Consider the following 25,803-nt stretch of genomic DNA (forward strand, 5'->3'; position numbering starts at 1 on the left):
GCGTTCGATGCGACAGAGCTTGCCCGTGGTCGCGACAGTCTATGTCGCTGTCCCGCCTGTGCCTCGGAGGGGGGCCGGCGCGTCTTCATGCGCAGTAGTCCGGTGGCGGTCGTCCGGGCCGATATACTCAATGCCGCGCATGCCCGCTGGATGGGGCGTGCACCCCTAGTTCAAGGATGCAACCGCATGCAATGGATCTTCATGCTGATCGGCCTGGCGCTGGGCGTCGCCTGGGACGAGTCGATCGCCGACGGTTTGCTTGGTGCCGGGCTCGGCCTGTTGCTTGGCCAGGCCCTGGTGTTGCACGGCCTGCAGCGGCAGAACTCGGCCATGCGGCTCAAGCTGGAGCAGTTCGGCGAGCGCTTCGAGGCGGGCACCGAGGCGTTGTACCAGCGCCTGTTGCGCCTGGAGCAGGGCGCCCCGGCGGTGGTTGCGGCTGAGCCGGAGGCTGCCGTCGAGGCGTCGCCGGCAGCGGTCGAGGCGGCCGCCGAGCCCGAGCTGGTCTGGGATATCGAGCTGCCCGCGACACCCGCCGCTGTGGCACCGGAGCCTGTCGAGGAGGCCTGGGCCAGTGAGCCCGCGCCCACGCCGGCCGCTCGCCAGGCCTCGGCCTGGGAAAGCGAGCCGGTGGCGCCCTCTGGCCCTTCCTGGTTCGAGCGCGCCTTCGCCGCCGCCCGTGGCTGGCTGTTCGGCGGCAACACCGTGCTGCGCGTCGGTGTGCTGCTGCTGTTCCTCGGCCTGGCCTTCCTGCTGCGCTACGCCTCCGAGCGCGTGGTGGTGCCGGTGGAGCTGCGCTACATGGGCGTGGCCGCCGCCGCCATCGCCCTGCTGGGCCTGGGCTGGTGGCTGCGGCACAAGCGCGCGACCTACGGCCTGCTGTTGCAGGGCACCGGGATCGCGGTGCTCTACCTGACGGTATTCGCCGCCATGCGCCTGCACCCGCTGCTGACTTCCGGCCAGGCGCTCGGCCTGCTGGTGGCGGTGACCGTGTTCTCCGCCGTGCTCGCGGTGCTGCAGGACGCCCTCGGCCTCGCCGCCGCCGCCGCGCTGGGTGGCTTCGCCGCGCCGATCCTGACCTCCACCGGCGCCGGCAACCACGTCGCTCTGTTCAGCTACTTCGCGCTGCTCAACGCCGGCATCTTCGCCATCGCCTGGTTCCGCGCCTGGCGCCTGCTCAACCTGATCGGCTTCTTCGGCACCTTCGGTATCGGCTTCGCCTGGGGGCTGCGTTCCTACACGCCGGAGCTGTTCGCCAGCACCGAGCCCTTCCTGCTGCTGTTCTTCCTGATGTACGTGGCCATCGGCCTGCTCTTCGCCCGTCGTCGCCTGCGCGAGGCCGCCGGGCTGGAGGAGGGCGCCGGGCGTGACGAGACGCTGCGCTGGTCGCTGCGGCAGACCGACTACGTCGACGGCACCGTGCTGTTCGGCGCGCCGCTGATCGGCTTCGGCCTGCAGTACGCGGTGATCCGCCACCTGGAGTTCGGCCCGGCGTTCAGCGCGCTGGCGCTGGGGCTGTTCTACATGGGCCTGGCGCGCCTGCTGGCCGGGCGCACCGCCGGCCGCGCGCTGCTGCTGGTGGAGGCCTGCCTGGCGCTGGGGGTGGTCTTCGGCACCCTGGCGATCCCGCTGGGCCTGGACGCCCGTTGGACCTCGGCGGCCTGGGCGGTGGAGGGTGCCGGCATCTACTGGCTGGGCCTGCGCCAGCGGCGTCGGCTGGCGCGGATGTTCGCCCTGCTGCTGCAGGCCGGGGCGGCCATCGCCTTCCTCGGCGGGCTGCGCGCGGGTGTGGATAACCTGCTGGACGGCGCGCCGCTGGGCGCCCTGATGCTTGGCGCGGCGCTGCTGTTCAGCTACTGGCAGCTGCGTCGTCACGGCGATGCCGGCCTGTTCGCCTGGGAGCCGCGTTGCCAGCCGGCGCTGGCGGCGTGCGGACTGGCGTTCCTGTACCTGATCGCGCCGCTGTGCTTCGCCGTGCCGGGCACCGCCATGTGCTGGGCGCTGGCCGGCCTGGCCACGGTGTTCGCCGGCCTGCGCCTGGGTTCGCGGACCTTCCTGTTCTGCGCCTTCGCCGTGCAACTGCTCGGCGGCGCGCTGTTCCTCGCCGACCTGCGCGGTGGCGACGGCGCCGGCGTGCTCGGCAGCGGCTGGACCGGGCTGTTCAGCGCCAGCCTGATCGGCCTGGCGCTGATCGCCGGGATGATCCTCGCCGCGCGCGACCCGCTGGTGCGCGACGACCGCCGGCTGATGCTCGGCCTGAGCGCGGTGCTGCTGGCCGGCCTGGCCTTCGTCAACCTGGCGGTGCTGTTCGTCCTGCCCTGGCGCAGCGCCGCGGCGGTGTGGGCCGGCAGCGGCCTGCTGATCCTCTGGCTGAGCCTGGCGCTGCGCCAGCGCGCGAGCTTCGTGTTCAGCCTGGCGCTGCAGGTCATCGGTGGTGCGGCGCTGCTGTTCAGCGGGCAGGGCCTGCTCGCCGGGCTTTCCGGCGCGGGGCTGACGCCCCTGGCCCACAGCGGCTTCTGGTGCCCGGCGGTGCTGGCGCTGGCGGCGCTGGTCGGGGCCTGGCGCCTGCACCGCGCGGGGGCGGGCGGCGAGGCGCTGCAGCTCGGCGCGCTGACCCTGGAACACCTGTCGCGCCTGCTGCTGGTCTGGGGCGCCGGTTGGTGGGCGTTGACCGCCCTGTGCGAGATCCAGCGCTTCGTTGCGGCGCCGCAGCGCGAACACATCGCCCTGCTGGTGGCGGCCGCGAGCGTGCTGCTGTGGAGCCTGATCGCCCGCCGCGAACGCTGGCGCGCCCTGGCGCTGGCCTGCCTGGCCCTGGCGCCGTTGGGCGTGCTGGCGCTGCTCGGGGCCTGGAACAGCTATTACCAGCCCTTCGGCGAATGGGGCTGGCTGGGCTGGGGCGCGCTGTTCACCGTGCACTTCTGGACGCTCAGGCGCCTGGAGGGCGATCTGCCGACGCTGCCGCTGCGCGCCGCCCACGTGCTCGGCTGCTGGTTGCTGCTGGCGGTGCTGGCGCTGCAACTGCGCTACCTGTTCCTCGCCCTGGCCGAACACCACAACGCCTGGCGCTGGCTGGGCTGGGCACTGGTGCCGAGCCTGTACCTGATCCTCATGGGCGCGCGGCGCGGCCTGCCCTGGCCGGTCGCCGGCTTCCCCCGCGAGTACCGCGCGCTGGCGGCGGCGCCGGTGGCGCTGGCGCTGCTCGGCTGGTTCTGGCTGGTCAACCTGGCCAGCGATGGCGCGGCGCAACCCTTGCCCTACCTGCCGCTGCTCAACCCGCTGGAGCTGGGCATGCTGATCGTGCTGGCGGCGATCTTCCAGTGGAGCCGCGAAGGCCTGCCGCAGCTGGGCCTGCGCGCGGAGCTTGCGCGCCTGCCGGCACAGGCGGTCCTGGGTCTTTCGCTGTTCGCCCTGCTGACCATGGCCGTGTGCCGCACCGCGCACCACTGGGGCGACGTGCCTTTCGACGCCGAAGCGCTGGGCGCGTCGATGCTGGTGCAGGCCGGGCTGTCGATCGTCTGGACGCTGATCGCCCTCGGCCTGATGGTCGGCGGCCACCTGCGCGGCCGGCGCGACCTGTGGATGGTCGGCGCCGGGCTGATCGGCGTGGTGGTGATCAAGCTGTTCTTCGTCGAACTGGGCAACAGCGGCAGCCTGGAGCGCATCGTTTCCTTCATCGGCGTCGGCGTGCTGCTGCTGGTCGTCGGCTATTTCGCACCGCTGCCACCGCGTCGCGCACTGGCGGAACAGGAGCAACCCCCGGCATGAAGCTGTTTCCCCTGATCCTTTGCCTGGGCCTGGCCGCCCCGGCGCTCGAAGCCGCCGAGAACGCGGCGGACTACCCGCTGCAGGTGCCCCTGCAACTGCAGGGCGAGGGCCCCTGGTATCGCCTGCAGGTGCCGATGAGCGTGCAGATGGCCGCCGCCCACGCCGACCTGCGTGACCTGCGGGTGTTCGACAAGGAGGGCGAGGCGCTGCCCTACGCCCTGAGCGCCGCGCCGGCGCAGGGCAGCAGCACGGCCCACGAGGCCGGCGCGCGGCTGTTCCCGCTGTATGGCGCCGAGGCCGATCCCGGCCAGCAGCCGGGCCTGCGTATCCAGCGCAGCACCACCGGCACCCTGGTCGAGGTGCTGCCCGACGCCGCCCCCGCGGCGGCCGGCGAGCGCCGCAGCGGCTGGTTGCTGGACGCTGGCGCCGCGGACTTCCCGTTCGAGCGCCTGGCGCTGGACTGGAGCAGCGACGCCGAAGGCTTCCAGCACTTCCGCATCGAGGCCAGCGACGATCTGCAGCACTGGCGTTCCTGGGGCGACGGCCAGCTCGCCCGGCTGAGCTTCAATGGCGAGCGCATGGACGTCAGCGACGTCGTCCTGCCCGGCGAGAAGGCCCGCTACCTGCGCCTGTCGTGGCCGGCCGGTAACGCCGCGGTGACGCTCAAGGCCGCGCGCCTCGAAGGCCGCACCGACGTGGCGGCGAGCGCGCCGCTGGTCTGGTCCGAGCCCATCGCCGGGCGTCGCGAGCAGGACGGCAGCTACCGCTGGGATTTGCCCCAGGCGCTGCCGCTGGAGCGGGTGCGCGTCAACCTCGACCCGGCGGCGCAGCACCTGATGGCGCCGGTCGCGCTGTCCGCGCGCAACAACGCGGGGCAGGGCACGCAGGACAACTGGTACCCGCTGGCGCGCGGTGTGCTCTACGACCTGCCGCTGGACGGTCGCCAGGTGCGCCAGGACGAACTGGTCCTCGGCGGCCAGCCGGTGCGCCAGCTGCGCCTGGTCACCGACGAGCGCGGCACCGGCCTGGGCACGGCCGCGCCGAGCCTGAGCGTGGCCATGCGCGCCCGCGAGATGGTGTTCCTGGTCCGTGGCAGCGCGCCGTACCAGCTGGCCATGGGCAAGCGCGAGGCGACGTCCGCCAGCCTGCCGCTGAGCGTGCTGATCCCCGGCTACCAGGCGGACAAGCCCGGCCAGATCGGCCAGGCCAGCCTGGCCGGCACGCTCCAGGTCGCCCAGGCCCAGGACGCCGCGGCGAGCGGCGGCGACTGGAAGCGCATCGGCCTCTGGGCCGTGCTGCTGGGCGGTGTGTTGCTGCTTGGCGCGATGGCCTTCAGCCTGCTGCGCGGGCAGCGCTCCGGCGGCTGAGCGGGGGCCGCGACCGAGCGCCGCAGCGCCAAGGGAACCGCGCCGTGGCGGCGCACTCCAAGCACTGGACGGGCGCCGCCGCACGGGAGGCGGCGCGCTCGATTCCACGCTAGAATGCGCGCAGTTTTTTCCCTACTTCTCCCCGGAGTCCCTCCATGTCCCGCGTTACCCTCAGCCGCTACCTGATCGAGCAGACCCGCAGCCACAACACCCCGGCCGACCTGCGTCACCTCGTCGAGGTCGTGGCGCGTGCGTGCAAGGAAATCAGCCACGCGGTCTCCAAGGGCGCGCTCGGCGGCGTGCTCGGCAGCATGGAAACCGAGAACGTGCAGGGCGAAGTGCAGAAGAAGCTCGACGTGCTGTCCAACGAAATCCTCCTGGAAGCCAACGAGTGGGCCGGCAACCTGGCCGGCATGGCCTCCGAGGAAATGGACCATCCCTACCAGATTCCCGGCAAGTACCCGAAAGGCGCCTACCTGCTGGTGTTCGACCCGCTGGACGGCTCCAGCAACATCGACGTCAACGTCTCGGTCGGCACCATCTTCTCGGTCCTGCGCTGCCCGGCCGAGCACCTGAGCCAGAACGACCACCTGCGCGAGGAAGCCTTCCTCCAGCCGGGCACCACCCAGGTCGCCGCCGGCTACGCCATCTACGGCCCGCAGACCATGCTGATGCTGACCCTGGGCAACGGCGTCAAGGGTTTCACCCTGGACCGCGAGCTGGGCACCTTCGTCCTCACCCACGACAACATCAGCGTGCCGACCAGCACCGCCGAGTTCGCCATCAACATGTCCAACCAGCGCCACTGGGAAGCCCCGGTGAAGCGCTACGTCGACGAGCTGCTGGCCGGCAAGGAAGGCCCGCTGGGCAAGAACTACAACATGCGCTGGATCGCCTCGATGGTGGCCGACGTGCACCGCATCCTGACTCGCGGTGGCGTGTTCATGTACCCGCGCGACGCCCGCGAGCCGAGCAAGCCCGGCAAGCTGCGCCTGATGTACGAGGCCAACCCGATGTCGTTCATCATCGAGCAGGCCGGCGGCGCCGCCACCAACGGCACCCAGCGCATCCTCGACATCCAGCCCGACAGCCTGCACCAGCGCGTCGCGGTGTTCCTCGGCTCGAAGGAAGAAGTCGAGCGCGTCACCGGCTACCACCAGGCCTGATGACCACCCAGCCCGCCTGGCAGGCGCTGCTCGACTGGTGGTTCGGCGACGCCCTGCGCGCCAGTGACGTCGCCGCCCAGCGCAACGGCCTGTGGTTCGGCAAGAGCGCCTGCGAGGACGTGGCTTCGGACAACCGTTTCGGCGGCCTGGTGCGCCAGGCCCTGGACGGCGGGCTGGCCGATTGGGCCGACACGGCCCAGGGCTGGCTGGCGCTGATCCTGCTGCTCGACCAGTTGCCGCGCATGGTCTTCCGCGATACCCCGCGCGCCTTCGCCGGCGACGCCCGCGCCCAGGAACTGGTGCGCCGCGGCCTGGCCGCCGGGCTGGACCGCCAGCTGCAGCCGGTCGAGCGGGTGTTCGTCTACCTGGTGCTGGAGCATGCCGAGGACCTGTCGCAGCAGGACCAGGCCGTGGCCGCCTTCGGCGCGCTGCACGCGCACGCCGATGCCGGCGACCAGGCGCTGTTCGCCGACTTCCTGCGCTACGCCGAGCGCCACCGCGTGGTGATCGCGCGCTTCGGCCGCTTCCCCCATCGCAACGCCATCCTGGGCCGCGATTCCAGCGCCGAAGAAACCGCCTTCCTCAAGGAACCCGGCTCGCGTTTCTGACTCCAAGGCTGCGTTTTGCGCGGCCTGTGCCACGCTTGTTCAACGGACCTTTCGACAATGGAGTTGCCCATGTCCTTCCGCCGTATCGCCCTGATCGCCGTCTGCATCGCCATGGCCGCCTGCAGCAAGCTCAATCAGGAGAACTATTCCAAGCTCAAGGCCGGCATGGCCAAGGAAGAGGTGGAGAGCCTGCTCGGCAAGCCCACCGAGTGCTCCGGCGCGCTGGGCGTGTCCAGCTGCACCTGGGGCGACGACAACACCTTCGTCAGCGTGCAGTACGCCGGTGACAAGGTGCTGATGTTCTCCGGCAAGGGCCTGAAGTGAGATGAACGCCTGGCTGCGGGTTCTCGCCGGCGCGCTGTTCGCTTCCTCCCTGTGGGGCTGCGCCGGGCACGCCGAGGACCTGCCGCGCAGCGTCCAGGTCGACCCGCAGCGCTACCAGGGCACCTGGTACGAGCTGGCGCGCAAGCCGATGATCTTCCAGCGCGCCTGTCTGCAATCCGAGGCCCTCTACAGCGTGCGCACCGACGGCACTATCGGTGTGCGCAACCGCTGCCGCACCGCCGACGGCAGCTGGAAACAGGTGTTCGGCACGGCCATGCCGCAGAAGCCGGGCAGCACCGACGCCTTCTGGGTGCGCTTCGACAACTGGCCGACCCGCCTGCTGCCCGACCTGGTGCGCGGCGACTACCGGGTGCTCTACGTCGACCCGGACTACCAGATGGCGCTGGTCGGCAACAGCGACCGCGACTACCTGTGGATACTCGCCCGGCAGACCAGCCTGCCCGAAGCGACCCTGCGCCGCCTGCTGGCCGAAGCCAACCGCAACGGCTACGACACCAGCGACCTGATCTGGCGGAGCAAGGACAGCGCGATCGCCGGGAAGTGAATGAAACGGCCGGGGTCGACGTAGGGGGATAACGCTCCGCGTTATCCGCCGTTCGGTCTACGCCAGCAATTCCCGCAACACCCCGACGAACTCCCCGGCGCTGCGTTCCTCCAGCGCATGCCGGCGCTCCCGCACCACCCACTTGCCGTTGACCATCACGTCGCGCACCTGACGGTCGCCGCCGGCGAACAGCCAGCGGTTGAGCAGGGTGTCGGGGGTGGCGGTGGCCAGGTAGGGGTCGTTGCCGTCGAGCACCAGCAGGTCGGCGCGGCGGCCCGCCGCCAGTTCGCCCACCGGCTGCCCGAGGGCCTGGGCGCCGCCGTGCAGGGCGGCTTCGTAGAGGGTCTGGCCGACGTTCGGCTGATCGCTGCGGTACAGGCGGTTGCGCCGCTGGTCGCGCAGGCGCTGGCCATATTCCAGCCAGCGCAGCTCCTCGACCACGCTCAGCGACACGTGGCTGTCCGAGCCGATGCCCAGGCGGCCGCCCTGGGCCAGGTAGTCCACCGCCGGGAAGATGCCGTCGCCGAGGTTGGCCTCGGTGGTCAGGCACAGCCCGGCCACCGCGCCGCTGCGGGCCATGGCGGCGACTTCCTCGGGCTCCGCGTGGGTGGCGTGGACCAGGCACCAGCGCGGGTCCACCTCGATGTTCTCGTACAGCCATTGCAGCGGCCGGCGCTGGCTCCAGGCCAGGCAGTCGGCGACTTCCTTCTGCTGCTCGGCGATGTGGATGTGGATCGGCGCGTCGCTGCAGTCCGATTCCAGCACCTGGGTGATCTGCTGCGGGGTCACCGCGCGCAGCGAGTGGAAGCACAGGCCGACGCGTTGCGCCGGCTGCGCCGCCAGGCGCCGTTGCAGGCCGTGGATCAGTTCCAGATAGGCGTCGGTGCCATTGATGAAGCGCCGCTGGCCCTCGTTGGGTTGTTGCCCGCCAAAGCCCGAGTGGCTGTAGAGCACTGGCAGCAGGGTCAGGCCGATGCCGGCCTCGCTGGCCGCCTGGCTGACCCGCAGGGACAGCTCGGCCGGCTCGGCGTAGGGCTTGCCGTCGCGGTCATGGTGCACGTAGTGGAATTCGGCGACCCCGGTGTAGCCGGCCTTGAGCATCTCGATGTACAGCTGGCGGGCGATCACCTGCAGCTGTTCCGGGGTGATGCGGCCGACCAGGCGGTACATCAGCTCGCGCCAGGTCCAGAAGCTGTCGTTGGGATTGCCGGCGACCTCGGCGAGGCCGGCCATGGCGCGCTGGAAGGCGTGCGAGTGGAGGTTGGGCATGCCCGGCAGCACCGGCCCGCGCAGGCGCTCGGCACCCTCGCTGCTGGCCTCGGCCTCGACCCGGGCGAGCAGCCCGTCGGCACCAATCTCGAAGCGGACATCGCGCGCCCAGCCATTGGGCAGGAGGGCGCGTTCGGCGAACAGGGCGGGCATGGCGAGGTCCTCGCAGGGCTCTTCGAATTTGTATATACATATACAGACGTTTAAGGTGATCGTAAACTACGCGGCATGCCCGGCGGTCGTCGCGGGGCTTGTATGCACCGGTCGAATCCGGTACATGCCGGGGGAACAGGCGCGCAGCGCCACACGCCCAGCCGTCTTCGCCCACTGTCGCCACGACAAGGAGTTTTCCCGTGCCCCCATCGACTTCGCCCACCCCGCCCGCGGAGGGCTCCTCGCTGGCCTCGCGGATGGGCGACCTGCCCGCGCCGCTGTACGCGCGGGTGAAGCAGATGATCGTCCAGCAGATCCAGTCCGGCGCCTGGCCACCGCACCATCGCGTGCCGTCGGAAAGCGAGCTGGTCAACGAACTGGGCGTCAGCCGCATGACCATCAACCGCGCGCTGCGCGAGCTGACCAACGACGGCCTGCTGGTGCGCATGCAGGGTGTCGGCACCTTCGTCGCCGAGCCCAAGGGCCAGTCGGCGCTGTTCCAGGTGCAGAACATCGCCGAGGAGATCGAGGCGCGCGGCCATCGCCACCATTGCGTGGTGGTCCGCCTGGAAGAGGAAAAGGCCAGCGCCGAGCGCGCCCTGGCGCTGGACGTGCGCGAGGGCCAGCGGGTGTTCCATTCGCTGATCGTGCATTTCGAGAACGACGTGCCGGTGCAGATCGAGGACCGCTACGTGAACGCCGCCGTGGCCCCGGACTACCTCAAGCAGGACTTCACCGGGCAGACGCCGTTCGCCTACCTGACCCAGGTGGCGCCGCTCAGCGAGGGCGAGCACGTGGTCGAGGCGGTGTTGCCCGACGCCGAGGAATGCAGGCTGCTGAACATCGACCGCCACGAGCCGTGCCTGATGATCCGTCGGCGCACCTGGTCGGGGCGCAATACCGTCACCAGCGCGCGCCTGCTCTACCCGGGTTCGCGCTACCGCCTGGAAGGACGCTTCTCCTCATGAACCAGCGCCTGCTGCGGGCCGCCGACTACCCGGTGATGCCCTGGAAGAACGGCGCGGGCAGCACCCGCGAAATCCTCCGCGATGCCGGCGACGGCCTGGACGGCTTCGGCTGGCGCCTGTCGATCGCCGACGTCGGCGCGCCGGGGCCGTTCTCCGCGTTCAGCGGCTACCAGCGGGTGATCAGTGTGCTGGAAGGCGAGGGCATGCGCCTGACGGTGGACGGCGTGCCGTCGCGCGAGCTGCGTGCCCTCGACGCCTTCGCCTTCGATGGCGCCAGCGCGGTGGACTGCGAACTGCTCGGCGGCGCCATCCGCGATTTCAACCTGATCTACGCGCCGACCCGTTACCGCGCGCGCCTGCAGTGGCTGCGGGTGGGTGGTGAAGCGCAGTTCTTCAGCAGCGCGTCGACGGTGCTGCTGTTCAGTGCGGGCGAGGGGCTTCACGTCTGCCAGGATGGCGGGGACGCCGCTGTGCTGGGGCTGCATGACACGCTGCTTGCCGAGGGCGAGGCGCGGCTGCGGGAGTGGCGGTTGAGGGTGGCGGGAAGTGCCGATATCTGCGTGATCGAACTCGAATCACACTGAACAAAGGGTGCCGAGAGGCACCCTTTTTCGTTGGTGGGAGAAGCGCCTTGCAGGCGCTTTCGCGGGCGTGGCCCAGTTTCCCTGTAGGAGCGGGCCACGCCCGCGATGGCGTAAAACGCCATCGTCCTCCTATCAGGCGTACAGCCGCGAATAGTCCAGCCAGCGGCTCAGCGCGCCTTCCTCCACCCAGGCGCGGGCGGCGGCGATGTCCGGGGCGAAGTAGCGGTCCTGGTCATAGGCCGGCACCTGGGCGCGGACCATCTTCAGTACCGCCTGCAGCGGCGGCGAGCTTTGCAGCGGGGCGTGGAACTCAACGCCCTGGGCCGCGGCCAGCAGTTCGATGGCGACCACCGCCGAGCTGTTGCCGGCCATGTCCTGCAGGCGCCGTGCGGCGAAGGTGGCCATGGACACGTGGTCTTCCTGGTTGGCCGAGGTCGGCAGGCTGTCCACCGAGGCCGGGTGGGCCAGGGTCTTGTTCTCCGAGGCCAGGGCCGCCGAGGTCACCTGGGCGATCATGAAGCCGGAGTTCAGCCCGCCTTCCTTGACCAGGAACGCCGGCAGGCCGGACAGCGCCGGGTCCACCAACTGGGCGATGCGCCGTTCCGACAGCGCGCCGATCTCGGCGATGGCCAGGGCCAGCACGTCGGCGGCCATGGCCACCGGTTCGGCGTGGAAGTTGCCGCCGGAGAGCACGTCGCCGTCGGCGCTGAACACCAGCGGGTTGTCCGACACCGCGTTGGCCTCGCGCAGGAACACCCCGGCGGCGAAGCGCAGGTGGTCGAGGCAGGCGCCCATCACCTGGGGTTGGCAGCGCAGGGAGTAAGGGTCCTGCACGCGCTTGCAGTCGATGTGCGACTTGTTGATCTCGCTGTCGTGCAGCAGTTCGCGATAGAAGGCCGCCACGTCGATCTGCCCGGGTTGGCCGCGCACCGCCTGGATGCGCGCGTCGAAGGGTACATAGGAGCCTTTCAGCGCTTCCACCGTCAGGCTGCCGGCGACCACCGCCGAGACGAACAGCTTCTCCGCCGCGAACAGGCCGCGCAGCGCCAGGGCGGTGGATACCTGGGTGCCGTTGATCAGCGCCAGGCCTTCCTTGGGCCCCAGTTCCAGCGCCTGGCAGCCAGCGATGGCCAGTCCCTCGGCGGCGTCCATGACCCGGCCCTGGTGGCGCACCTGGCCGACGCCGATGAGCACCGCGGACATGTGCGCCAGCGGCGCCAGGTCGCCGGAGGCGCCCACCGAGCCCTGGGACGGGATGCACGGGTAGACGCCGGCCTGGTAGAGCGCCAGCAGGGTGTCGATGACCGCCATGCCGACGCCGGAGAAGCCGCGCGCCAGGGAGCCGATCTTCAGCGCCATGATCAGCGCCACCGTGGCGTCGTCCAGCAGCGGCCCGGTGCCGGTGCAGTGGGAGAGCAGCAGGTTGCGCTGCAGTTTGGTCAGCTGGTCGGCGGGGATGGAAGTGCGCGCCAGCAGCCCGAAGCCGGTGTTGATGCCGTACACGGTGCGCCCGCTGGCGATGATCTCGGCGACGGTCTGCGCGCTGCGCGCGAGGTCCGCGCGGCATTCGGGGCTCAGCTCCAGGCGCGGCTGTTCACGGTGGATGGCGCGCAGTTGCGCGAGGTCGAACTGGCCGGGGCGGAGGATCAGGGTGTCGGACATATCGGTTTCCTGTTCGCTGGGTGTTACCGCGCGCAGCGCCGCGGCTATCTGTTCCTGTATATACAGGTAGCAGCAATAAGCGAGCCATGCCAGGCCGCCATCCGGCCGCCGACGGTGTGGAGCGGGCCGCCGGCGGTTGCCTGCCGGTGAGGGGCGGCGGCGGTGGCGAGTGGTAACCGGGCGGTGTTACCGATTGCTACGAAATGGGGCGTTGCTGGGCCGTTTCGGTGCATCGGCGCCGCTTCCGGGATGACGCGGGGGTGGCCGCGAAAAGCCAAAGCTCAAAAATAAATCCTTTTTAATCAACTGCTTGAAGCTTATTGCCAGCGGCGCCCAGCGCCCTTGGAAAAGAATTGGCCCTACCTTTGCTTATACTTGTATGTACAAGCATATACGAGATGGGCGAAGCCCGGATCGCCATGCCCATCGAGCCACAAGCTGCCCTGAAGGAGCCTGCCGTGACCAAATTCCGCGACGTAGAAATCCGCGCCCCGCGTGGTACCCAGTTGAACGCCAAGAGCTGGCTGACCGAAGCGCCGCTGCGCATGCTGATGAACAACCTCGACCCGGAAGTCGCGGAGAACCCGAAGGAGCTGGTGGTGTACGGCGGCATCGGCCGCGCCGCGCGCAACTGGGAGTGCTATGACAAGATCGTCGCCACCCTTAAAGAGCTGAACGACGACGAGACCCTGCTGGTGCAGTCGGGCAAGCCGGTCGGCGTGTTCAAGACCCACGCCAACGCCCCGCGCGTGCTGATCGCCAACTCCAACCTGGTGCCGCACTGGGCGAACTGGGAACACTTCAACGAGCTGGATGCCAAGGGCCTGGCCATGTACGGCCAAATGACCGCCGGCAGCTGGATCTACATCGGCAGCCAGGGCATCGTCCAGGGCACCTACGAAACCTTCGTCGAGGCCGGCCGCCAGCACTACGACGGCAACCTCAAGGGTCGCTGGGTGCTCACCGCCGGCCTCGGCGGCATGGGCGGCGCCCAGCCGCTGGCCGCGACCCTGGCCGGCGCCTGCTCGCTGAACATCGAGTGCCAGCAGAGCCGCATCGATTTCCGCCTCGCCAGCCGCTACGTCGACGAGCAGGCCAAGGACCTCGACGACGCCCTGGCGCGCATCGCCACGTACACCGCCGAAGGCAAGGCCATCTCCATCGCCCTGCTGGGCAACGCCGCGGAAATCCTCCCGGAACTGCTCAAGCGCGGCGTGCGTCCGGACATGGTCACCGACCAGACTTCCGCCCACGACCCGCTCAACGGCTACCTGCCGGCCGGCTGGACCTGGAAGCAGTACCGCGACCGCGCGCAGACCGAGCCGGCCGCCGTGGTCAAGGCCGCCAAGCAGTCCATGGCCGTGCACGTGAAAGCCATGCTGGAGTTCCAGAAGCAGGGCGTGCCGACCTTCGACTACGGCAACAACATCCGCCAGATGGCCAAGGAAGAGGGCGTGGCCAACGCCTTCGACTTCCCCGGCTTCGTTCCGGCCTACATCCGCCCGCTGTTCTGCCGTGGCGTGGGCCCGTTCCGCTGGGCCGCGCTGTCCGGCGACGCCGAGGACATCTACAAGACCGACGCCAAGGTCAAGGAGCTGATCCCGGACGACGCCCACCTGCACAACTGGCTCGACATGGCCAAGGAGCGCATCAGCTTCCAGGGCCTGCCGGCGCGCATCTGCTGGGTCGGCCTGGGCCAGCGCGCCAAGCTCGGCCTGGCGTTCAACGAGATGGTCCGCCGCGGCGAGCTGAAGGCGCCGATCGTGATCGGCCGCGACCACCTCGATTCCGGCTCGGTGTCCAGCCCGAACCGCGAGACCGAGGCCATGCAGGACGGTTCCGACGCCGTGTCCGACTGGCCGCTGCTCAACGCCCTGCTGAACACCGCCAGCGGCGCCACCTGGGTGTCGCTGCACCACGGCGGCGGGGTCGGCATGGGCTTCTCCCAGCACTCGGGGATGGTGATCGTCTGCGACGGCACCGACGAGGCCGCCGCGCGCATCGCCCGCGTGCTGACCAACGACCCGGGCACCGGGGTCATGCGTCACGCCGACGCTGGCTACCAGATCGCCATCGACTGCGCGAAGGAACAGGGCCTGAACCTGCCGATGATCACCGGCAAGTGACGGATCAGGGGCGGCGCCGCCGCCCCCGGCCAGGGAGGGATCGCCGCGCGGGTGGGGGCGCGGCGGTCGGGCCGAGTGGAATGCATCCTCTGACACTACAAGAACTCCGGCCGCGCGCCGGGGTGGAGAAGAAAAGCGATGTCCCAGGCCAGTGAGAATTCCAGCAAGCCGTTGATCGAGGTGCGTTCGATCAACTACATCCCCGAGGCCGAGCGCCACGGCAAGCTCTACAGCCAGTTCACCCTGTGGCTGGGCGCCAACCTGCAGATCACCGCCATCGTCACCGGGGCCCTGGCCGTGGTGCTCGGCGGCGACGTGTTCTGGTCGCTGATCGGCCTGCTCATCGGCCAGTTGCTCGGCGGCACGGTCATGGCCCTGCACGCGGCCCAGGGGCCCAAGCTGGGCCTGCCGCAGATGATCTCCAGCCGGGTGCAGTTCGGCGTCTACGGCGCGGCCATCCCGATCGTGCTGGTGTGCCTGATGTACCTCGGCTTCACCGCCACCGGCACGGTGCTTTCCGGCCAGGCGCTGGGCCAGCTGTTCGGCGTCAGCGACAGCGTCGGCATCCTGATGTTCGCCAGCGTTATCGTCCTGGTGACCGTGCTCGGCTACCGGGTGATCCACGTCATCGGGCGCATCGCCAGCGTCATCGGGGTGATCGCCTTCGTCTACCTGTTCAGCCGCCTGATGACCCAGACCGACGTCGGCGCGCTGCTGCAGATCCGCCACTTCAGCTGGAGCAGCTTCCTGCTCGCGGTGTCCCTGGCGGCGTCCTGGCAGATCGCCTTCGGCCCCTACGTGGCCGACTACTCGCGCTACCTGCCGAGCAGCACCTCGTCGCTGAAGACCTTCCTCGCCGTCGGCGCCGGTTCGGTGATCGGAGCGCAGGTGGCGATGGTCCTCGGGGTGTTCGCCGCGGCCATGGCCAACGGGCAGTTCTCCGGCCGCGAGGTGGCCTACATCGTCGGCCTCGGCGGCAGCGGCGCCACCGCCGCGCTGCTGTACTTCAGCATTGCCTTCGGCAAGGTGACCATCTCCACGCTGAACTCCTACGGCAGCTTCATGTGCATCGCCACCATCATCAGCGGCTTCCGTGGCCACGTCGAAGTGACCCGCCTGCAACGCCTGGTGTTCGTGCTGCTGATCGTCGGCGCCGCGACCTTGATCGCGCTGCTCGGCCAGCATTCGTTCCTCGGCGCGTTCAAGTCCTTCATCCTCTTCCTGCTGGCCTTCTTCACGCCGTGGAGCGCGGTCAACCTGGTGGACTACTACTGCCTGACCCGCGAGCGCTACGACGTGCCGGCGCTGGCCGACCCGAACGGCCGCTACGGCCGCTGGAACCTGCCGGGGATCAGCGTCTACGTGGTCGGTGTGCTGGTGCAACTGCCGTTCATTTCCACCAAGTTCTACACCGGCCCGCTGGTGGATGCCCTGGGCGGCGTGGACATCTCCTGGATCATCGGCCTGGTGGTTCCGGCCGTCCTCTACTACCTGGTCGCCCGGCGTAGCGCGCGGGCGGTGCCCGACCGGCTGATCCTGCCGGCGCGTACCTGAACCGCCCCGGCCGCGTCCAGGCGACGGGCGCGGCCGCTTGCACTGCCGAACCTCACTTCCACGTTTAGGAGCGTCAGATGAACAATTCCAAGAAGAAACTGCTGGGCCTGATCCTTTCCGCCGGGCTGCTCGGCTCCATGGCCTCGGCCCAGGCCGCCGGCTGGTGCGAGAGCGGCAAGGCGGTCAAGTTCGCCGGGCTGAACTGGGAGAGCGGCATGCTGCTCACCGACCTCATGCAGATCATCCTGAAGAACGGCTACGGCTGCGAGACCGACAGCCTGCCGGGCAACTCCATCACCATGGAGCAGGCCCTGGCCAACAACGACATCCAGATCTTCAGCGAGGAGTGGATCGGCCGCAGCGACGCCTGGAACAAGGCCGCCGCCGCCAACAAGGTGGTCGGCGTGGGCGCGCCCATCGTCGGCGCCACCGAGGGCTGGTACGTGCCGCGCTTCGTGATCGAGGGCGACAAGGCCCGCGGCATCGAGGCCAAGGCGCCGAAGCTGAAGGCGGTCACCGACCTGGGCCAGTACGCCGAGCTGTTCAGCGACCCGGAAGAGCCGGGCAAGGGCCGTTTCTACAACTGCCCGGCCGGCTGGACCTGCGAGCTGGAGAACTCCGAGATGCTCAAGAAGTACGGCCTCGAGGACAAGTACACCAACTTCCGCCCGGGCACCGGCCCGGCCCTGGATGCCGCGGTGCTGTCCAGCTACAAGCGCAAGGAGCCGATCCTCTTCTACTACTGGTCGCCGACGCCGCTGATGGGCCAGGCCGACCTGGTCAAGCTGGAGGAGCCGGGGGTGAACAAGGACGTGAAGATCCAGGTCGGCCTGTCGCGCACCTTCCATGACCAGGCCCCGGAGCTGGTCGCGGTACTGGAGAAGGTCAACCTGCCGATCGACCTGCTGAACCAGAACCTGGCGAAGATGGCCAAGGAAAAGCTGACTTCCGAGCAACTGGCCAAGGCCTTCCTCAAGGAGCACCCTGAGGTGTGGACCGCCTGGGTCAGCGCGGACGCCGCGAAGAAGGTCCAGGCCGCGCTCTGACGCGCCCGAGCCGGGGAGGCCGCGCCTTCCCGGGATGCCCCATCCCTTGCGAGTACGAGCCATGTTTCCCGAACGCTTCACCTTCTCCATCGCCGACTGGGTCAACGGCTGGGTCGACGCCCTGGTGACCAACTACGGCGATGTCTTCCGGCACATTTCCGACACCCTGCTGTGGGCCATCGTCCACCTGGAAGGCCTGCTGCGCGCCACGCCCTGGTGGCTGATGCTGGCGATAGTCGCGGGCATCGCCTGGCACGCCACCCGGCGCGTGCTGCCGACCCTGGTGATCACCGGCCTGCTGTTCCTGGTCGGCGCGGTGGGGCTGTGGGACAAGCTCATGCAGACCCTGGCGCTGATGATGGTGGCGACCCTCATCTCGGTGCTGATCGGCATTCCCCTGGGCATCCTCGCCGCCCGCAGCGACCGCCTGCGCGCCGTGCTGCTGCCGATGTTGGACATCATGCAGACCATGCCCAGCTTCGTGTACCTGATCCCGGTGCTGATGCTGTTCGGCCTGGGCAAGGTGCCGGCGATCTTCGCCACCGTGATCTACGCAGCTCCCCCGCTGATCCGCCTCACCGACCTGGGCATCCGCCAGGTCGACCGCGAGGTGATGGAGGCGGTCACCGCGTTCGGCGCCAACCGCCGCCAGCAGCTGTTCGGCGTGCAGCTGCCGCTGGCCCTGCCGAGCATCATGGCCGGCATCAACCAGACCACCATGATGGCCCTGTCGATGGTGGTGATCGCCTCGATGATCGGCGCCCGCGGCCTGGGCGAGGACGTGCTGGTGGGCATCCAGACCCTCAACGTCGGCAAGGGCCTGGAGGCGGGTCTTGCGATCGTCATCCTCGCCGTGGTCATCGACCGCATCACCCAGGCCTACGGCCGCTCGCGTCACCACGAGGCCAGCAAATGAGCAAGATCCAGGTCAAGAACGTCTACAAGATCTTCGGCGCCCGCTCCGACGCCGCCCTGGCGATGATCCGCGCCGGCAAGAGCAAGGCCGAGGTGCTCGCCAGCACCGAGTGCGTGGTCGGGGTGAACGACCTGTCGCTGTCCATCGAGGCCGGCGAGATCTTCGTCATCATGGGCCTGTCCGGCTCCGGCAAGTCGACCCTGGTGCGCCACTTCAACCGCCTGATCGACCCCACCAGCGGCGAGATCCTGGTCGACGGCGAGGACATCCTGCGCTACGACGCGCGCCAGCTGGAGAACTTCCGCCGGCGCAAGATCAGCATGGTGTTCCAGAGCTTCGGCCTGCTGCCGCACAAGAGCGTGCTCGACAACGTCGCCTACGGCCTGAAGGTGCGCGGCGAGAGCAAGGCGCTGTGCCAGGAGCGCGCGCTGCACTGGATCGCCACCGTGGGCCTGAAGGGCTACGAGAAGTCCTACCCGCACCAGCTCTCCGGCGGTATGCGCCAGCGCGTCGGCCTGGCCCGCGCGCTGGCCGCCGACACCGACATCATCCTCATGGACGAAGCGTTCAGCGCCCTCGACCCGCTGATTCGCGCGGACATGCAGGACCAACTGCTGGAACTGCAGAAGACCCTGCACAAGACCATCGTGTTCATCACCCATGACCTCGACGAGGCGGTGCGCATCGGCAACCGCATCGCCATCCTCAAGGACGGCCAGCTGATCCAGGTCGGCGCGCCGCGGGAAATCCTCCACCAGCCGGCCGACGAGTACGTCGACCGCTTCGTCCAGCGCCGCGTGGCCAACCTGTAATCCGGGAGATTCGATGTCCACCGCTTCCATCGTCACCTTCGGCGACCAGCCCCTGCACTGGCAGGACGTGGTCGCCGTGGCCCGCCACGGCGCGCGCCTGGAGCTCGCGCCGGCGGCCTGGGCGCGCATCGACAACGCCCGCGCCATCGTCGAGCGCATCGTCGCGCGCGGCGAGCGCGCCTACGGCATCAGCACCGGCCTCGGCGCCCTGTGCAACGTGGTGCTGGAAGGCGAGCAACTGGCCCAGCTGTCGCGCAACACCCTGCTCAGCCACGCCTGCGGCGTCGGCGAGGCGCTGAAGGACGAGCAGACCCGGGCGATCATCTGCGTCGCCATCGCCAACTACAGCCTCGGCAAGTCCGGCCTGCACCGCCGCGTGGTGCAGGCGCTGCTGGAACTGCTCAACCGGGGCATCACCCCGCGCGTGCCGGCCCAGGGCTCGGTGGGCTACCTGACCCACATGGCCCACGTCGGCGTGGCCCTGCTGGGCGTCGGCGAAGTGAGCTACCAGGGGCGCGTCGTCGCCGCCGCCGAAGCCCTCGACCGCGAAGGTCTGGCACCGGTGGAGCTGGGCGCCAAGGACGGGCTCAGCCTGGTCAACGGCACGCCGTGCATGACCGGCCTGTGCTGCCTGGCGCTGGACGACGCGACGCGCCTGGCGCACTGGGCCGACGTCATCGGCGCCATGAGCTTCGAGGCCCTGCGCGGGCAGACCGACGCCTTCGACGCGGAAATCCTCGCGCTCAAGCCGCACCCCGGCGCACAGCTGGTGGGCGAGAACCTGCGCGCGCTGCTCGACGGCAGCGAAGTGCTCGCCAGCAGCCGTGGCATCCGCACCCAGGACGCCCTGAGCATGCGCTCCATGCCGCAGATCCACGGCGCCTGCCGCGACCAGCTGGCCCACGCCGCGCGCCAGGTGGAGATCGAACTGAACTCGGCCAACGACAACCCGCTGGTGCTGGGCACGCCCGAGCACTACCGGGTGGTGTCCCAGGCCAACCCCCACGGCGAGTCCGTGGCCATGGCCGCCGACCTGCTGTGCATCGCCGTGGCCGAGCTGGGCGGCGTCGCCGAACGCCGCCTGGACCGCCTGATCAACCCGCTGGTCAGCGGCCTGCCGGCGTTCCTGGTGAGCCAGCCGGGGGTCAACTCCGGGATGATGATCGTGCAGTACGTCGCCGCCGCCCTGGCCGGCGAGAACCGCCAGCTGGCGCAGCCGGCGGTGGTCGACAACTACGTCACCTCCGGCCTGCAGGAAGACCACCTGAGCCTGGGCACCAGCGCCGCGCTCAAGCTCGGCCGCTGCATCGGCAACTGCCAGCAGATTCTCGCCATCGAATACCTGCTGGCCGCCCAGGCCTTCGAATTCCTCAAGGAACAACGTTTCGGCGCCGGCACCGCGCGCGCCTGGGAACTGCTGCGCGAGCAGGTGCCGGCCTACGCCACCGACCGCTGGCTGGCCCCGGACATCGCCCGCGCCGCCGCGCTGCTGGGTGACCGCCGGGCGCTGCAGAACGTTGGCGCGAGCATCGGGAGACTGCAATGAAACAGCTCTGGCACAACTGCCACGCCGCCACCATGGCCGGCGGCAAGTACTCGATCATCGAGGACGCGGCGCTCCTCACCGAGGGCCAGCGCATCCACTGGATCGGCCCGCGCGCCGAACTGCCGGCGCACGACGCGCAGCGCAGCCACGACCTCGGCGGCGCCTGGCTGACCCCGGGGCTGATCGACTGCCACACCCACCTGGTGTTCGGCGGTGACCGCAGCGCCGAATTCGAACTGCGCCTCGAAGGCGCCAGCTACGCCGAGATCGCCGCCGCCGGCGGCGGCATTGCCAGCACCGTGCGCGCCACCCGCGAGGCCAGCGAGGACGAACTGCTGGCCAGTGCCATCAAGCGCGCGCGGCCGCTGCTGGCCGATGGCGTGAGCGTGCTGGAAGTGAAGTCCGGCTACGGCCTGGACCTGCCCAGCGAACGCAAGATGCTGCGCGTGGCGCGGCGCCTGGGCGAGGTGCTGCCGGTGACGGTGCGCGCCACCTGCCTGTCGGCCCACGCCCTGCCGCCGGAGTACGCCGGGCGGCCCGACGACTACATCGAGCTGATCTGCACGGAGATCCTCCCGGCGCTGGCCGCCGAAGGGCTGGTGGACGCTGTGGACGCCTTCTGCGAGCACCTGGCGTTCTCCCCGGCGCAGGTCGAGCGGGTGTTCCAGGCCGCCCAGGCGCTGGGCCTGCCGGTGAAGCTGCACGCCGAGCAGCTGTCCTCGCTGCACGGCTCCAGCCTGGCCGCGCGCTACCAGGCGCTGTCCGCCGACCACCTGGAATTCATGACCGAGGACGACGCCATCGCCATGGCCAAGGCCGGCACCGTCGCGGTGCTGCTGCCGGGTGCCTTCTTCGTCCTGCGCGAAACCCAGCTGCCGCCGATGGACGCCCTGCGCAAGCACGGCGTGGCCATCGCCCTGGCCAGCGACCTGAATCCCGGCACCTCGCCGGCGCTGTCGCTGCGCCTGATGCTCAACATGGGCTGCACCGCCTTCCGCCTGACCCCGGAAGAAGCGCTGGCCGGCGTCACCCTGCACGCCGCCCGCGCCCTGGGGCTGGAAGCCGATCACGGCAGCCTGGAGGCGGGCAAGCTCGCCAACTTCGTCGCCTGGGACATCCAGCGCCCCGCCGAGCTGGCCTACTGGCTCGGCGGCGACCTGCCCAAGCGCATCATCCGTCACGCAGAGGAAGTCTCCTGTGGATAACGTACTGAGCTTCAGCCGTGGCCGCGTGCCGCTGCTGGTGAGCATGCCGCACCCCGGCATTCGCCTGACCCCGGCCGTGGCAAGCGGCCTGGTGGACGAGGCGAAGGAACTGGCCGACACCGACTGGCACATCCCGCGCCTGTACGACTTCGCTCGCGAGCTGGGCGCCAGCACCCTGGCGGCGAACTACTCGCGCTACGTCATCGACCTCAACCGCCCGGCCGACGACAAGCCGCTGTACAGCACCGCCACCACCGGCCTCTACCCGGACACCCTGTTCGACGGCCGCCCGCTGTTCCATGTGGGCCAGGCGCCGTCGGCGGAGGAGCGCGCGCGCTACCTGGCGGAAGTCTGGGCGCCCTATCACCGCACCCTGGCCGAGGAGCTGGCGCGGCTGAAGGCCGAGTTCGGCTACGCGCTGCTGTGGGACGCGCACTCGATCCGCTCGCACATCCCGCACCTGTTCGACGGCAAGCTGCCGGACTTCAACATCGGCACCAACTCCGGCAACAGCTGCCCGGCCGACCTCGCCGAGCGCCTGCAGGCGGTGTGCACCGAGGCCGAGGGCTACAGCCATGTGCTCAACGGGCGCTTCAAGGGCGGCCACATCACCCGCCAGTACGGCCAGCCGCAGGAACACGTGCACGCGGTGCAACTGGAGCTCGCCCAGTGCAACTACATGGACGAGACCGCGCCCTTCGCCTACCGCGAGGACCTGGCCGGCCCGACCGCGGCGGTGCTCCAGCGCATGCTGGAAACCTTCCTCGCCTGGGGCCGCGAGCGCTACGGCCGCTGAGTTTTCCGCAGCCTCCCGCTGTGTCGGGGCTTGTCGGCGCGGCGCCACCGGGCCACGCATCCCGGCGGCGCTGCCTCGGCGCGGCAGGGGGCTGTCTTTTATTCGAAGCGGTGCCGCGCCGGAGACGGGCGCGCTACCGAAAGCGCGTCCTTCAGCTAAAGGCTGACGCAGGTTCTCCATAGTCTTTAGGACGCGGCCGATAGGCAGTCGCTGCCTGAGCTGATCCCATGCAGGCTCTCCTCCGACAAGGACGCCTGCCATGTACCCACCTGGCCATCGCTCCAGCCACTTGCGTCTTCTCGCACTTGCCATCTACTCCCTGCTCGCCAGCGGCTGCGCCTCACTGCCAGCTCCCGCCCAGGCACGCGGCACCAGCGGCACCATTGAGGCGATCAACCACACCCACTGGGCCATCAACTGGTTCAGCGTCGATGGCCGCAATGCCGTGGACATCATCGGCCCCTACCAGGGCGGTGGCGGTGCCTGCTGCTTCGCGGTGCCCGCGCAGTGGCGGCCAGGCATGACGGTACGGGTGGATTGGGAGACGGGAGTTGGCGGAACCAAAGGCTTTCCCGGTTACGCCGACTGGCCCAAGTATGTCGAATGGTCCAAGAAAGTTAACTCTCAAACGCGCCAGCACAGCCAGCTCGTGCCCATCCCGGACTACAGCGGCCAGGACGCCTGCGGCATCACCGTACACTTCCTGCCCTGCGACCAGCTCCAGGTCACCACCTCCTGCCTGACCTTCGATAACCCCCGGTACCCGATCCGGCTGCCATTGCAACTGCCGGAGCCCGCCTCATGCCCGAAGTGAAAAGCCTCGCGCCGGTGGCGCGTCCGCCGCAGTTCCCCGAACAGGGCCGCTTGCCCGGCCAGCCCAGCCACCTGTGGGAAAACCTAAGATGCCAGGAAAGCCTGCAGGAAGCCTACCGCTACAGCCTGTGCGTGGCCGCTGGCCGCCGAGTCCACCCGTCCTGCTGCCAGACACTGCACATCAGCCTGTTCTTCGATGGCACCGGCAACAACCTGAACAATGACCTGTGCCTGAACAAGCAGCAGATCGCCGAGCTGAAGGCTCCCTCGCCACCCGTGCCGCACCCCACCAATATCGCCCGGCTGTTCCGCGCCACCATCGGCGCCGGTTATGCCGGTGGCACCGCCCAGGCTGGCGCGGCCGGGGCCGGCCTGGTGGACCCGGACGGCGTGGGCATCGGCGAGTACTACAAGTACTACCTGCCCGGCGTCGGCACGCCCTTCCCCGAAGTGGACGACCTCGACTACAGCACCCTCGGCCTGGCCGCTGCACGCTATGGCGACGACCGCATCAACTGGGCGCTGCTGATGCTCATCGACGCGCTCAAGCGCGCCGTCGAGAAAACTCGCCTCACCGGCGTCAAGGCGGCGGTCAGGTCCATGGGCACGCTGCGCGACCTGAGCGGCCCGCTGGCGGATATCGGCGGCCCCGGCAGCCGCCGCCGCGAGTTCCAGCGCCAGCTCAAGCTGATGCAGCGGCCGCTGGACCGAGCCCTTCGCAGTACCTCCGCGGCGTGCCCCAGGCTGCTCGGCCTCAAGCTCTACGTCTACGGCTTCTCCCGTGGCGCGGCCACCGCGCGCACCTTCGTCAAATGGCTGAGCGAGCTGCTGGTGCAGCCCGAGCCGGGGCAGACCATCGAGCCCTACCTGGCGGTGGGCGACCAGAAGCTGCCGGTGAGCATCGACTACCTCGGCCTGTTCGACACCGTCGCCTCCGTGGGCCTGGCCCACGGCTTCCCGATGTTCGACGGGCACATGAGCTGGGCCAGCGGCACCCAGGAACTGAGCAGCGAGGACACCCACCCGGAACTGATCAAGCGCTGCCTGCACCTCGTCGCCAGCCACGAACAGCGCCTGTGCTTCCCGCTGGACTCGATCCGCCGCAGCAATGGCCAGTACCCGCGCAACAGCGTGGAGGTGTTCTATCCCGGTATGCACTCCGACCAGGGGGGCGGGTATACGCCGGGGGTGCAGGGGAAGGCGATAAGCCCTGATGCAGACCAACGAGATGTACGCCTGCTGTCACAAATTGCTCTGCACGAAATGTATGCGGATGCGTTTGCTAATGGAGCTCCGCTCAAAGTGCCGGAAGGCAGTTTGTCCAAGCACGACAGCAATGAACGATGGCGGGTAATGGATGCGCGCAGTGCTCAAGAGTTTGCTGTTTCGCCCGAAGTCGTACACCGCTTCAACGCATGGCGCGAAGTCACCCTGGGCCTGCCGCCCGCCCAGCAACCGCTGACCGACGAGCAGGTGCACACCTATACCCCGTTGGCCGGCAAGTCACCGCTGGAGGAGGAACTGCGCGACCAGATGGGCTGGATCACCGCCTGGCGCATCGACCGCTACGCCTTCGGCACCTACCGGCAATGCGACTTCTTCAACCGGGCCAGCAACAGTGACGGTACCCCGGCGGCGCGGGAGGCCTCCGAGGCGCGCACCGACGAGGCGCAGAAAAAAGTCGAGGCGCGCCGCCGTATCGCCGAGGCCATGGCGCGCAACAACCCTTACGACGAAGCCCCGCCACTGGAACCGGGCATCAAGGACTTCGACCCGGACCTGGACCAGACCCAGTTGAGCGAGGCCGCCCAGGAGTTCGGCGAGGACTACCGCAACACCCGCCGCGAGCCCACCAGCGTCACCGAATGGATCATCAAAAGCCTCCCGTTGCAGGCGGTGTACCTGATCAACGGCGACGACGAAGGCACCGAATACCGGCACATGAAGGGGCTGGGCCAACAGCGCGTGTCGCTGCTGTTCTCGCCGCCACGGGGGGAGCGCAACTTCCTCGGCGAAACCGAGCGTGGCCCAGTGATCGAGTTCCGCAACGCCGAGGAACCCAGCGGCCTGCTGCGCGCCCTGTTCGACGACCAGGTGCATGATTCCCGCGCCTGGTTCCTGCACGCCAAGTTCGGCACCCGTGAAATGTGGAACGGCTACTTCCGCGAACGCATGGTGTATTTCGGCAGCGAGTGCAACAAGGCACTGTCGCTGTTCAGCGTGGCTGGCGGCGTCGTCGGCGCGGCCTTGGTCGTTGGCGGCGTCGTCCTGGTCAAAAAGCAGAAGGGGTTGGCCGGCAAGCTGGCCATGGCTGGTGCGCTGTCGCAGTTCGATATCGTCGACCTGCGCAACGGTTTGCCGCTTCCCATGCTGGCCAACGCCGCCGAACTGCAGGCGCCCACCCGGCAGGTGGGCGAACTGGTAGCCCTGCAGCGCACCGCCATCAGGGCCCAGCGACTGAAGCAGGCCCAGGAGAATATCGCCAAGTACCTGGGCGACTCGCTGATTCAACTGGGGGAGCAACGCAATGCCAAGGTCTGAATCCCTCCGCTCCCCGG

Annotated in this window: 20 protein-coding genes; 18 read left to right on the top strand and 2 right to left on the bottom strand. The window is 69.3% G+C overall.

Annotated features, from left to right (window positions below):
* Positions 1-186 precede the first annotated feature (186 nt).
* The 6 genes from P3W75_RS20865 (at position 187) to P3W75_RS20890 (ending at position 7,795) form a co-directional block, all read left to right on the top strand.
* Complete coding sequence (locus P3W75_RS20865; RefSeq protein WP_276229211.1) at positions 187-3,765, top strand: DUF2339 domain-containing protein; 3,579 nt, start codon at positions 187-189, stop codon at positions 3,763-3,765.
* The gene (locus tag P3W75_RS20870) at positions 3,762-5,132 is read left to right on the top strand and encodes a DUF3999 domain-containing protein (protein ID WP_276229212.1); all 1,371 of its coding nucleotides are present in this window, start codon (positions 3,762-3,764) and stop codon (positions 5,130-5,132) included. Before P3W75_RS20865 ends, P3W75_RS20870 begins: the two co-directional genes overlap by 4 nt.
* A 155-nt stretch (positions 5,133-5,287) precedes the next feature.
* Positions 5,288-6,298, top strand: a complete 1,011-nt coding sequence (locus P3W75_RS20875; protein WP_276229213.1) for a class 1 fructose-bisphosphatase — start codon at positions 5,288-5,290, stop codon at positions 6,296-6,298.
* On the top strand, positions 6,298-6,906 hold the full coding sequence (locus P3W75_RS20880) for a DUF924 family protein (RefSeq protein WP_276229214.1): 609 nt from the start codon (positions 6,298-6,300) through the stop codon (positions 6,904-6,906). Before P3W75_RS20875 ends, P3W75_RS20880 begins: the two co-directional genes overlap by 1 nt.
* 69 nt (positions 6,907-6,975) lie before the next feature.
* On the top strand, positions 6,976-7,230 hold the full coding sequence (bamE, locus tag P3W75_RS20885) for an outer membrane protein assembly factor BamE domain-containing protein (protein ID WP_276229215.1): 255 nt from the start codon (positions 6,976-6,978) through the stop codon (positions 7,228-7,230).
* 1 nt (position 7,231) lies between these two features.
* Positions 7,232-7,795, top strand: coding sequence for a lipocalin family protein (locus tag P3W75_RS20890; RefSeq protein WP_276229216.1), 564 nt, complete (start codon positions 7,232-7,234; stop codon positions 7,793-7,795).
* A gap of 57 nt (positions 7,796-7,852) precedes the next feature.
* Here P3W75_RS20890 and P3W75_RS20895 read toward each other — a convergent pair whose 3' ends face one another.
* Complete coding sequence (locus tag P3W75_RS20895) at positions 7,853-9,217, bottom strand: formimidoylglutamate deiminase (RefSeq protein ID WP_276229217.1); 1,365 nt, start codon at positions 9,215-9,217, stop codon at positions 7,853-7,855.
* Between the two features lie 257 nt (positions 9,218-9,474).
* Here P3W75_RS20895 and hutC point away from each other — a divergent pair, with 257 nt between their 5' ends.
* Together hutC and P3W75_RS20905 are read left to right on the top strand one after the other, a co-directional pair.
* Positions 9,475-10,185 carry a histidine utilization repressor gene (gene hutC / locus P3W75_RS20900; protein WP_276229243.1) on the top strand — a complete coding sequence of 237 codons (711 nt, stop codon included), beginning with the start codon at positions 9,475-9,477 and terminating at the stop codon, positions 10,183-10,185.
* A complete protein-coding gene (locus P3W75_RS20905) occupies positions 10,182-10,769 on the top strand; it encodes a HutD/Ves family protein (RefSeq protein WP_276229218.1) in 588 nt (195 codons plus the stop codon). The genes hutC and P3W75_RS20905 overlap by 4 nt, the downstream gene beginning before the upstream one ends.
* 132 nt (positions 10,770-10,901) lie before the next feature.
* Here P3W75_RS20905 and hutH read toward each other — a convergent pair whose 3' ends face one another.
* Positions 10,902-12,431, bottom strand: coding sequence for a histidine ammonia-lyase (hutH, locus tag P3W75_RS20910; RefSeq protein WP_276229219.1), 1,530 nt, complete (start codon positions 12,429-12,431; stop codon positions 10,902-10,904).
* A gap of 419 nt (positions 12,432-12,850) precedes the next feature.
* Here hutH and hutU point away from each other — a divergent pair, with 419 nt between their 5' ends.
* From hutU to P3W75_RS20960, 10 genes are all read left to right on the top strand, one after another.
* Complete coding sequence (gene hutU, locus P3W75_RS20915) at positions 12,851-14,557, top strand: urocanate hydratase (protein ID WP_430765396.1); 1,707 nt, start codon at positions 12,851-12,853, stop codon at positions 14,555-14,557.
* A gap of 138 nt (positions 14,558-14,695) precedes the next feature.
* Entirely contained in the window at positions 14,696-16,111 is a 1,416-nt protein-coding gene (locus P3W75_RS20920; protein ID WP_276229221.1) for a purine-cytosine permease family protein, read from the top strand.
* A 77-nt stretch (positions 16,112-16,188) separates the two neighbouring features.
* Positions 16,189-17,157: an ABC transporter substrate-binding protein gene (locus tag P3W75_RS20925; RefSeq protein ID WP_276229222.1), complete on the top strand. Its 969-nt coding sequence runs from the start codon at positions 16,189-16,191 to the stop codon at positions 17,155-17,157.
* A gap of 61 nt (positions 17,158-17,218) precedes the next feature.
* Positions 17,219-18,073, top strand: a complete 855-nt coding sequence (locus P3W75_RS20930) for an ABC transporter permease (protein ID WP_276229223.1) — start codon at positions 17,219-17,221, stop codon at positions 18,071-18,073.
* Positions 18,070-18,885 (top strand): quaternary amine ABC transporter ATP-binding protein, encoded by an 816-nt coding sequence (locus P3W75_RS20935; protein ID WP_276229224.1) that lies wholly within the window; start codon positions 18,070-18,072, stop codon positions 18,883-18,885. The genes P3W75_RS20930 and P3W75_RS20935 overlap by 4 nt, the downstream gene beginning before the upstream one ends.
* 13 nt (positions 18,886-18,898) lie before the next feature.
* Positions 18,899-20,431, top strand: a complete 1,533-nt coding sequence (locus tag P3W75_RS20940; RefSeq protein ID WP_276229225.1) for an HAL/PAL/TAL family ammonia-lyase — start codon at positions 18,899-18,901, stop codon at positions 20,429-20,431.
* Positions 20,428-21,636, top strand: a complete 1,209-nt coding sequence (gene hutI, locus P3W75_RS20945) for an imidazolonepropionase (RefSeq protein WP_276229226.1) — start codon at positions 20,428-20,430, stop codon at positions 21,634-21,636. Before P3W75_RS20940 ends, hutI begins: the two co-directional genes overlap by 4 nt.
* A complete protein-coding gene (hutG, locus tag P3W75_RS20950; protein WP_276229227.1) occupies positions 21,629-22,432 on the top strand; it encodes an N-formylglutamate deformylase in 804 nt (267 codons plus the stop codon). Before hutI ends, hutG begins: the two co-directional genes overlap by 8 nt.
* Positions 22,433-22,691: 259 nt before the next feature.
* Positions 22,692-23,246, top strand: coding sequence for a DUF3304 domain-containing protein (locus P3W75_RS20955; RefSeq protein WP_276229228.1), 555 nt, complete (start codon positions 22,692-22,694; stop codon positions 23,244-23,246).
* Complete coding sequence (locus P3W75_RS20960) at positions 23,234-25,786, top strand: T6SS phospholipase effector Tle1-like catalytic domain-containing protein (RefSeq protein WP_276229229.1); 2,553 nt, start codon at positions 23,234-23,236, stop codon at positions 25,784-25,786. Before P3W75_RS20955 ends, P3W75_RS20960 begins: the two co-directional genes overlap by 13 nt.
* Positions 25,787-25,803: the final 17 nt, after the last annotated feature.

It is taken from the genome of Pseudomonas citronellolis (genome assembly GCF_029335315.1).
Classification (GTDB): Bacteria; Pseudomonadota; Gammaproteobacteria; order Pseudomonadales; family Pseudomonadaceae; genus Pseudomonas; species Pseudomonas citronellolis_A.

Excerpts from the sequence above, each read along its gene's own strand:
- P3W75_RS20865 (WP_276229211.1), top strand. The coding sequence starts at position 187 with ATGCAATGGATCTTCATGCTGATCGGCCTGGCGCTGGGCGTCGCCTGG.
- P3W75_RS20870 (WP_276229212.1), top strand. The coding sequence starts at position 3,762 with ATGAAGCTGTTTCCCCTGATCCTTTGCCTGGGCCTGGCCGCCCCGGCG.
- P3W75_RS20875 (WP_276229213.1), top strand. The coding sequence starts at position 5,288 with ATGTCCCGCGTTACCCTCAGCCGCTACCTGATCGAGCAGACCCGCAGC.
- P3W75_RS20880 (WP_276229214.1), top strand. The coding sequence starts at position 6,298 with ATGACCACCCAGCCCGCCTGGCAGGCGCTGCTCGACTGGTGGTTCGGC.
- bamE (WP_276229215.1), top strand. The coding sequence starts at position 6,976 with ATGTCCTTCCGCCGTATCGCCCTGATCGCCGTCTGCATCGCCATGGCC.
- P3W75_RS20890 (WP_276229216.1), top strand. The coding sequence starts at position 7,232 with ATGAACGCCTGGCTGCGGGTTCTCGCCGGCGCGCTGTTCGCTTCCTCC.
- P3W75_RS20895 (WP_276229217.1), bottom strand. The coding sequence starts at position 9,217 with ATGCCCGCCCTGTTCGCCGAACGCGCCCTCCTGCCCAATGGCTGGGCG.
- hutC (WP_276229243.1), top strand. The coding sequence starts at position 9,475 with ATGGGCGACCTGCCCGCGCCGCTGTACGCGCGGGTGAAGCAGATGATC.
- P3W75_RS20905 (WP_276229218.1), top strand. The coding sequence starts at position 10,182 with ATGAACCAGCGCCTGCTGCGGGCCGCCGACTACCCGGTGATGCCCTGG.
- hutH (WP_276229219.1), bottom strand. The coding sequence starts at position 12,431 with ATGTCCGACACCCTGATCCTCCGCCCCGGCCAGTTCGACCTCGCGCAA.
- hutU (WP_430765396.1), top strand. The coding sequence starts at position 12,851 with ATGCCCATCGAGCCACAAGCTGCCCTGAAGGAGCCTGCCGTGACCAAA.
- P3W75_RS20920 (WP_276229221.1), top strand. The coding sequence starts at position 14,696 with ATGTCCCAGGCCAGTGAGAATTCCAGCAAGCCGTTGATCGAGGTGCGT.
- P3W75_RS20925 (WP_276229222.1), top strand. The coding sequence starts at position 16,189 with ATGAACAATTCCAAGAAGAAACTGCTGGGCCTGATCCTTTCCGCCGGG.
- P3W75_RS20930 (WP_276229223.1), top strand. The coding sequence starts at position 17,219 with ATGTTTCCCGAACGCTTCACCTTCTCCATCGCCGACTGGGTCAACGGC.
- P3W75_RS20935 (WP_276229224.1), top strand. The coding sequence starts at position 18,070 with ATGAGCAAGATCCAGGTCAAGAACGTCTACAAGATCTTCGGCGCCCGC.
- P3W75_RS20940 (WP_276229225.1), top strand. The coding sequence starts at position 18,899 with ATGTCCACCGCTTCCATCGTCACCTTCGGCGACCAGCCCCTGCACTGG.
- hutI (WP_276229226.1), top strand. The coding sequence starts at position 20,428 with ATGAAACAGCTCTGGCACAACTGCCACGCCGCCACCATGGCCGGCGGC.
- P3W75_RS20955 (WP_276229228.1), top strand. The coding sequence starts at position 22,692 with ATGTACCCACCTGGCCATCGCTCCAGCCACTTGCGTCTTCTCGCACTT.
- P3W75_RS20960 (WP_276229229.1), top strand. The coding sequence starts at position 23,234 with ATGCCCGAAGTGAAAAGCCTCGCGCCGGTGGCGCGTCCGCCGCAGTTC.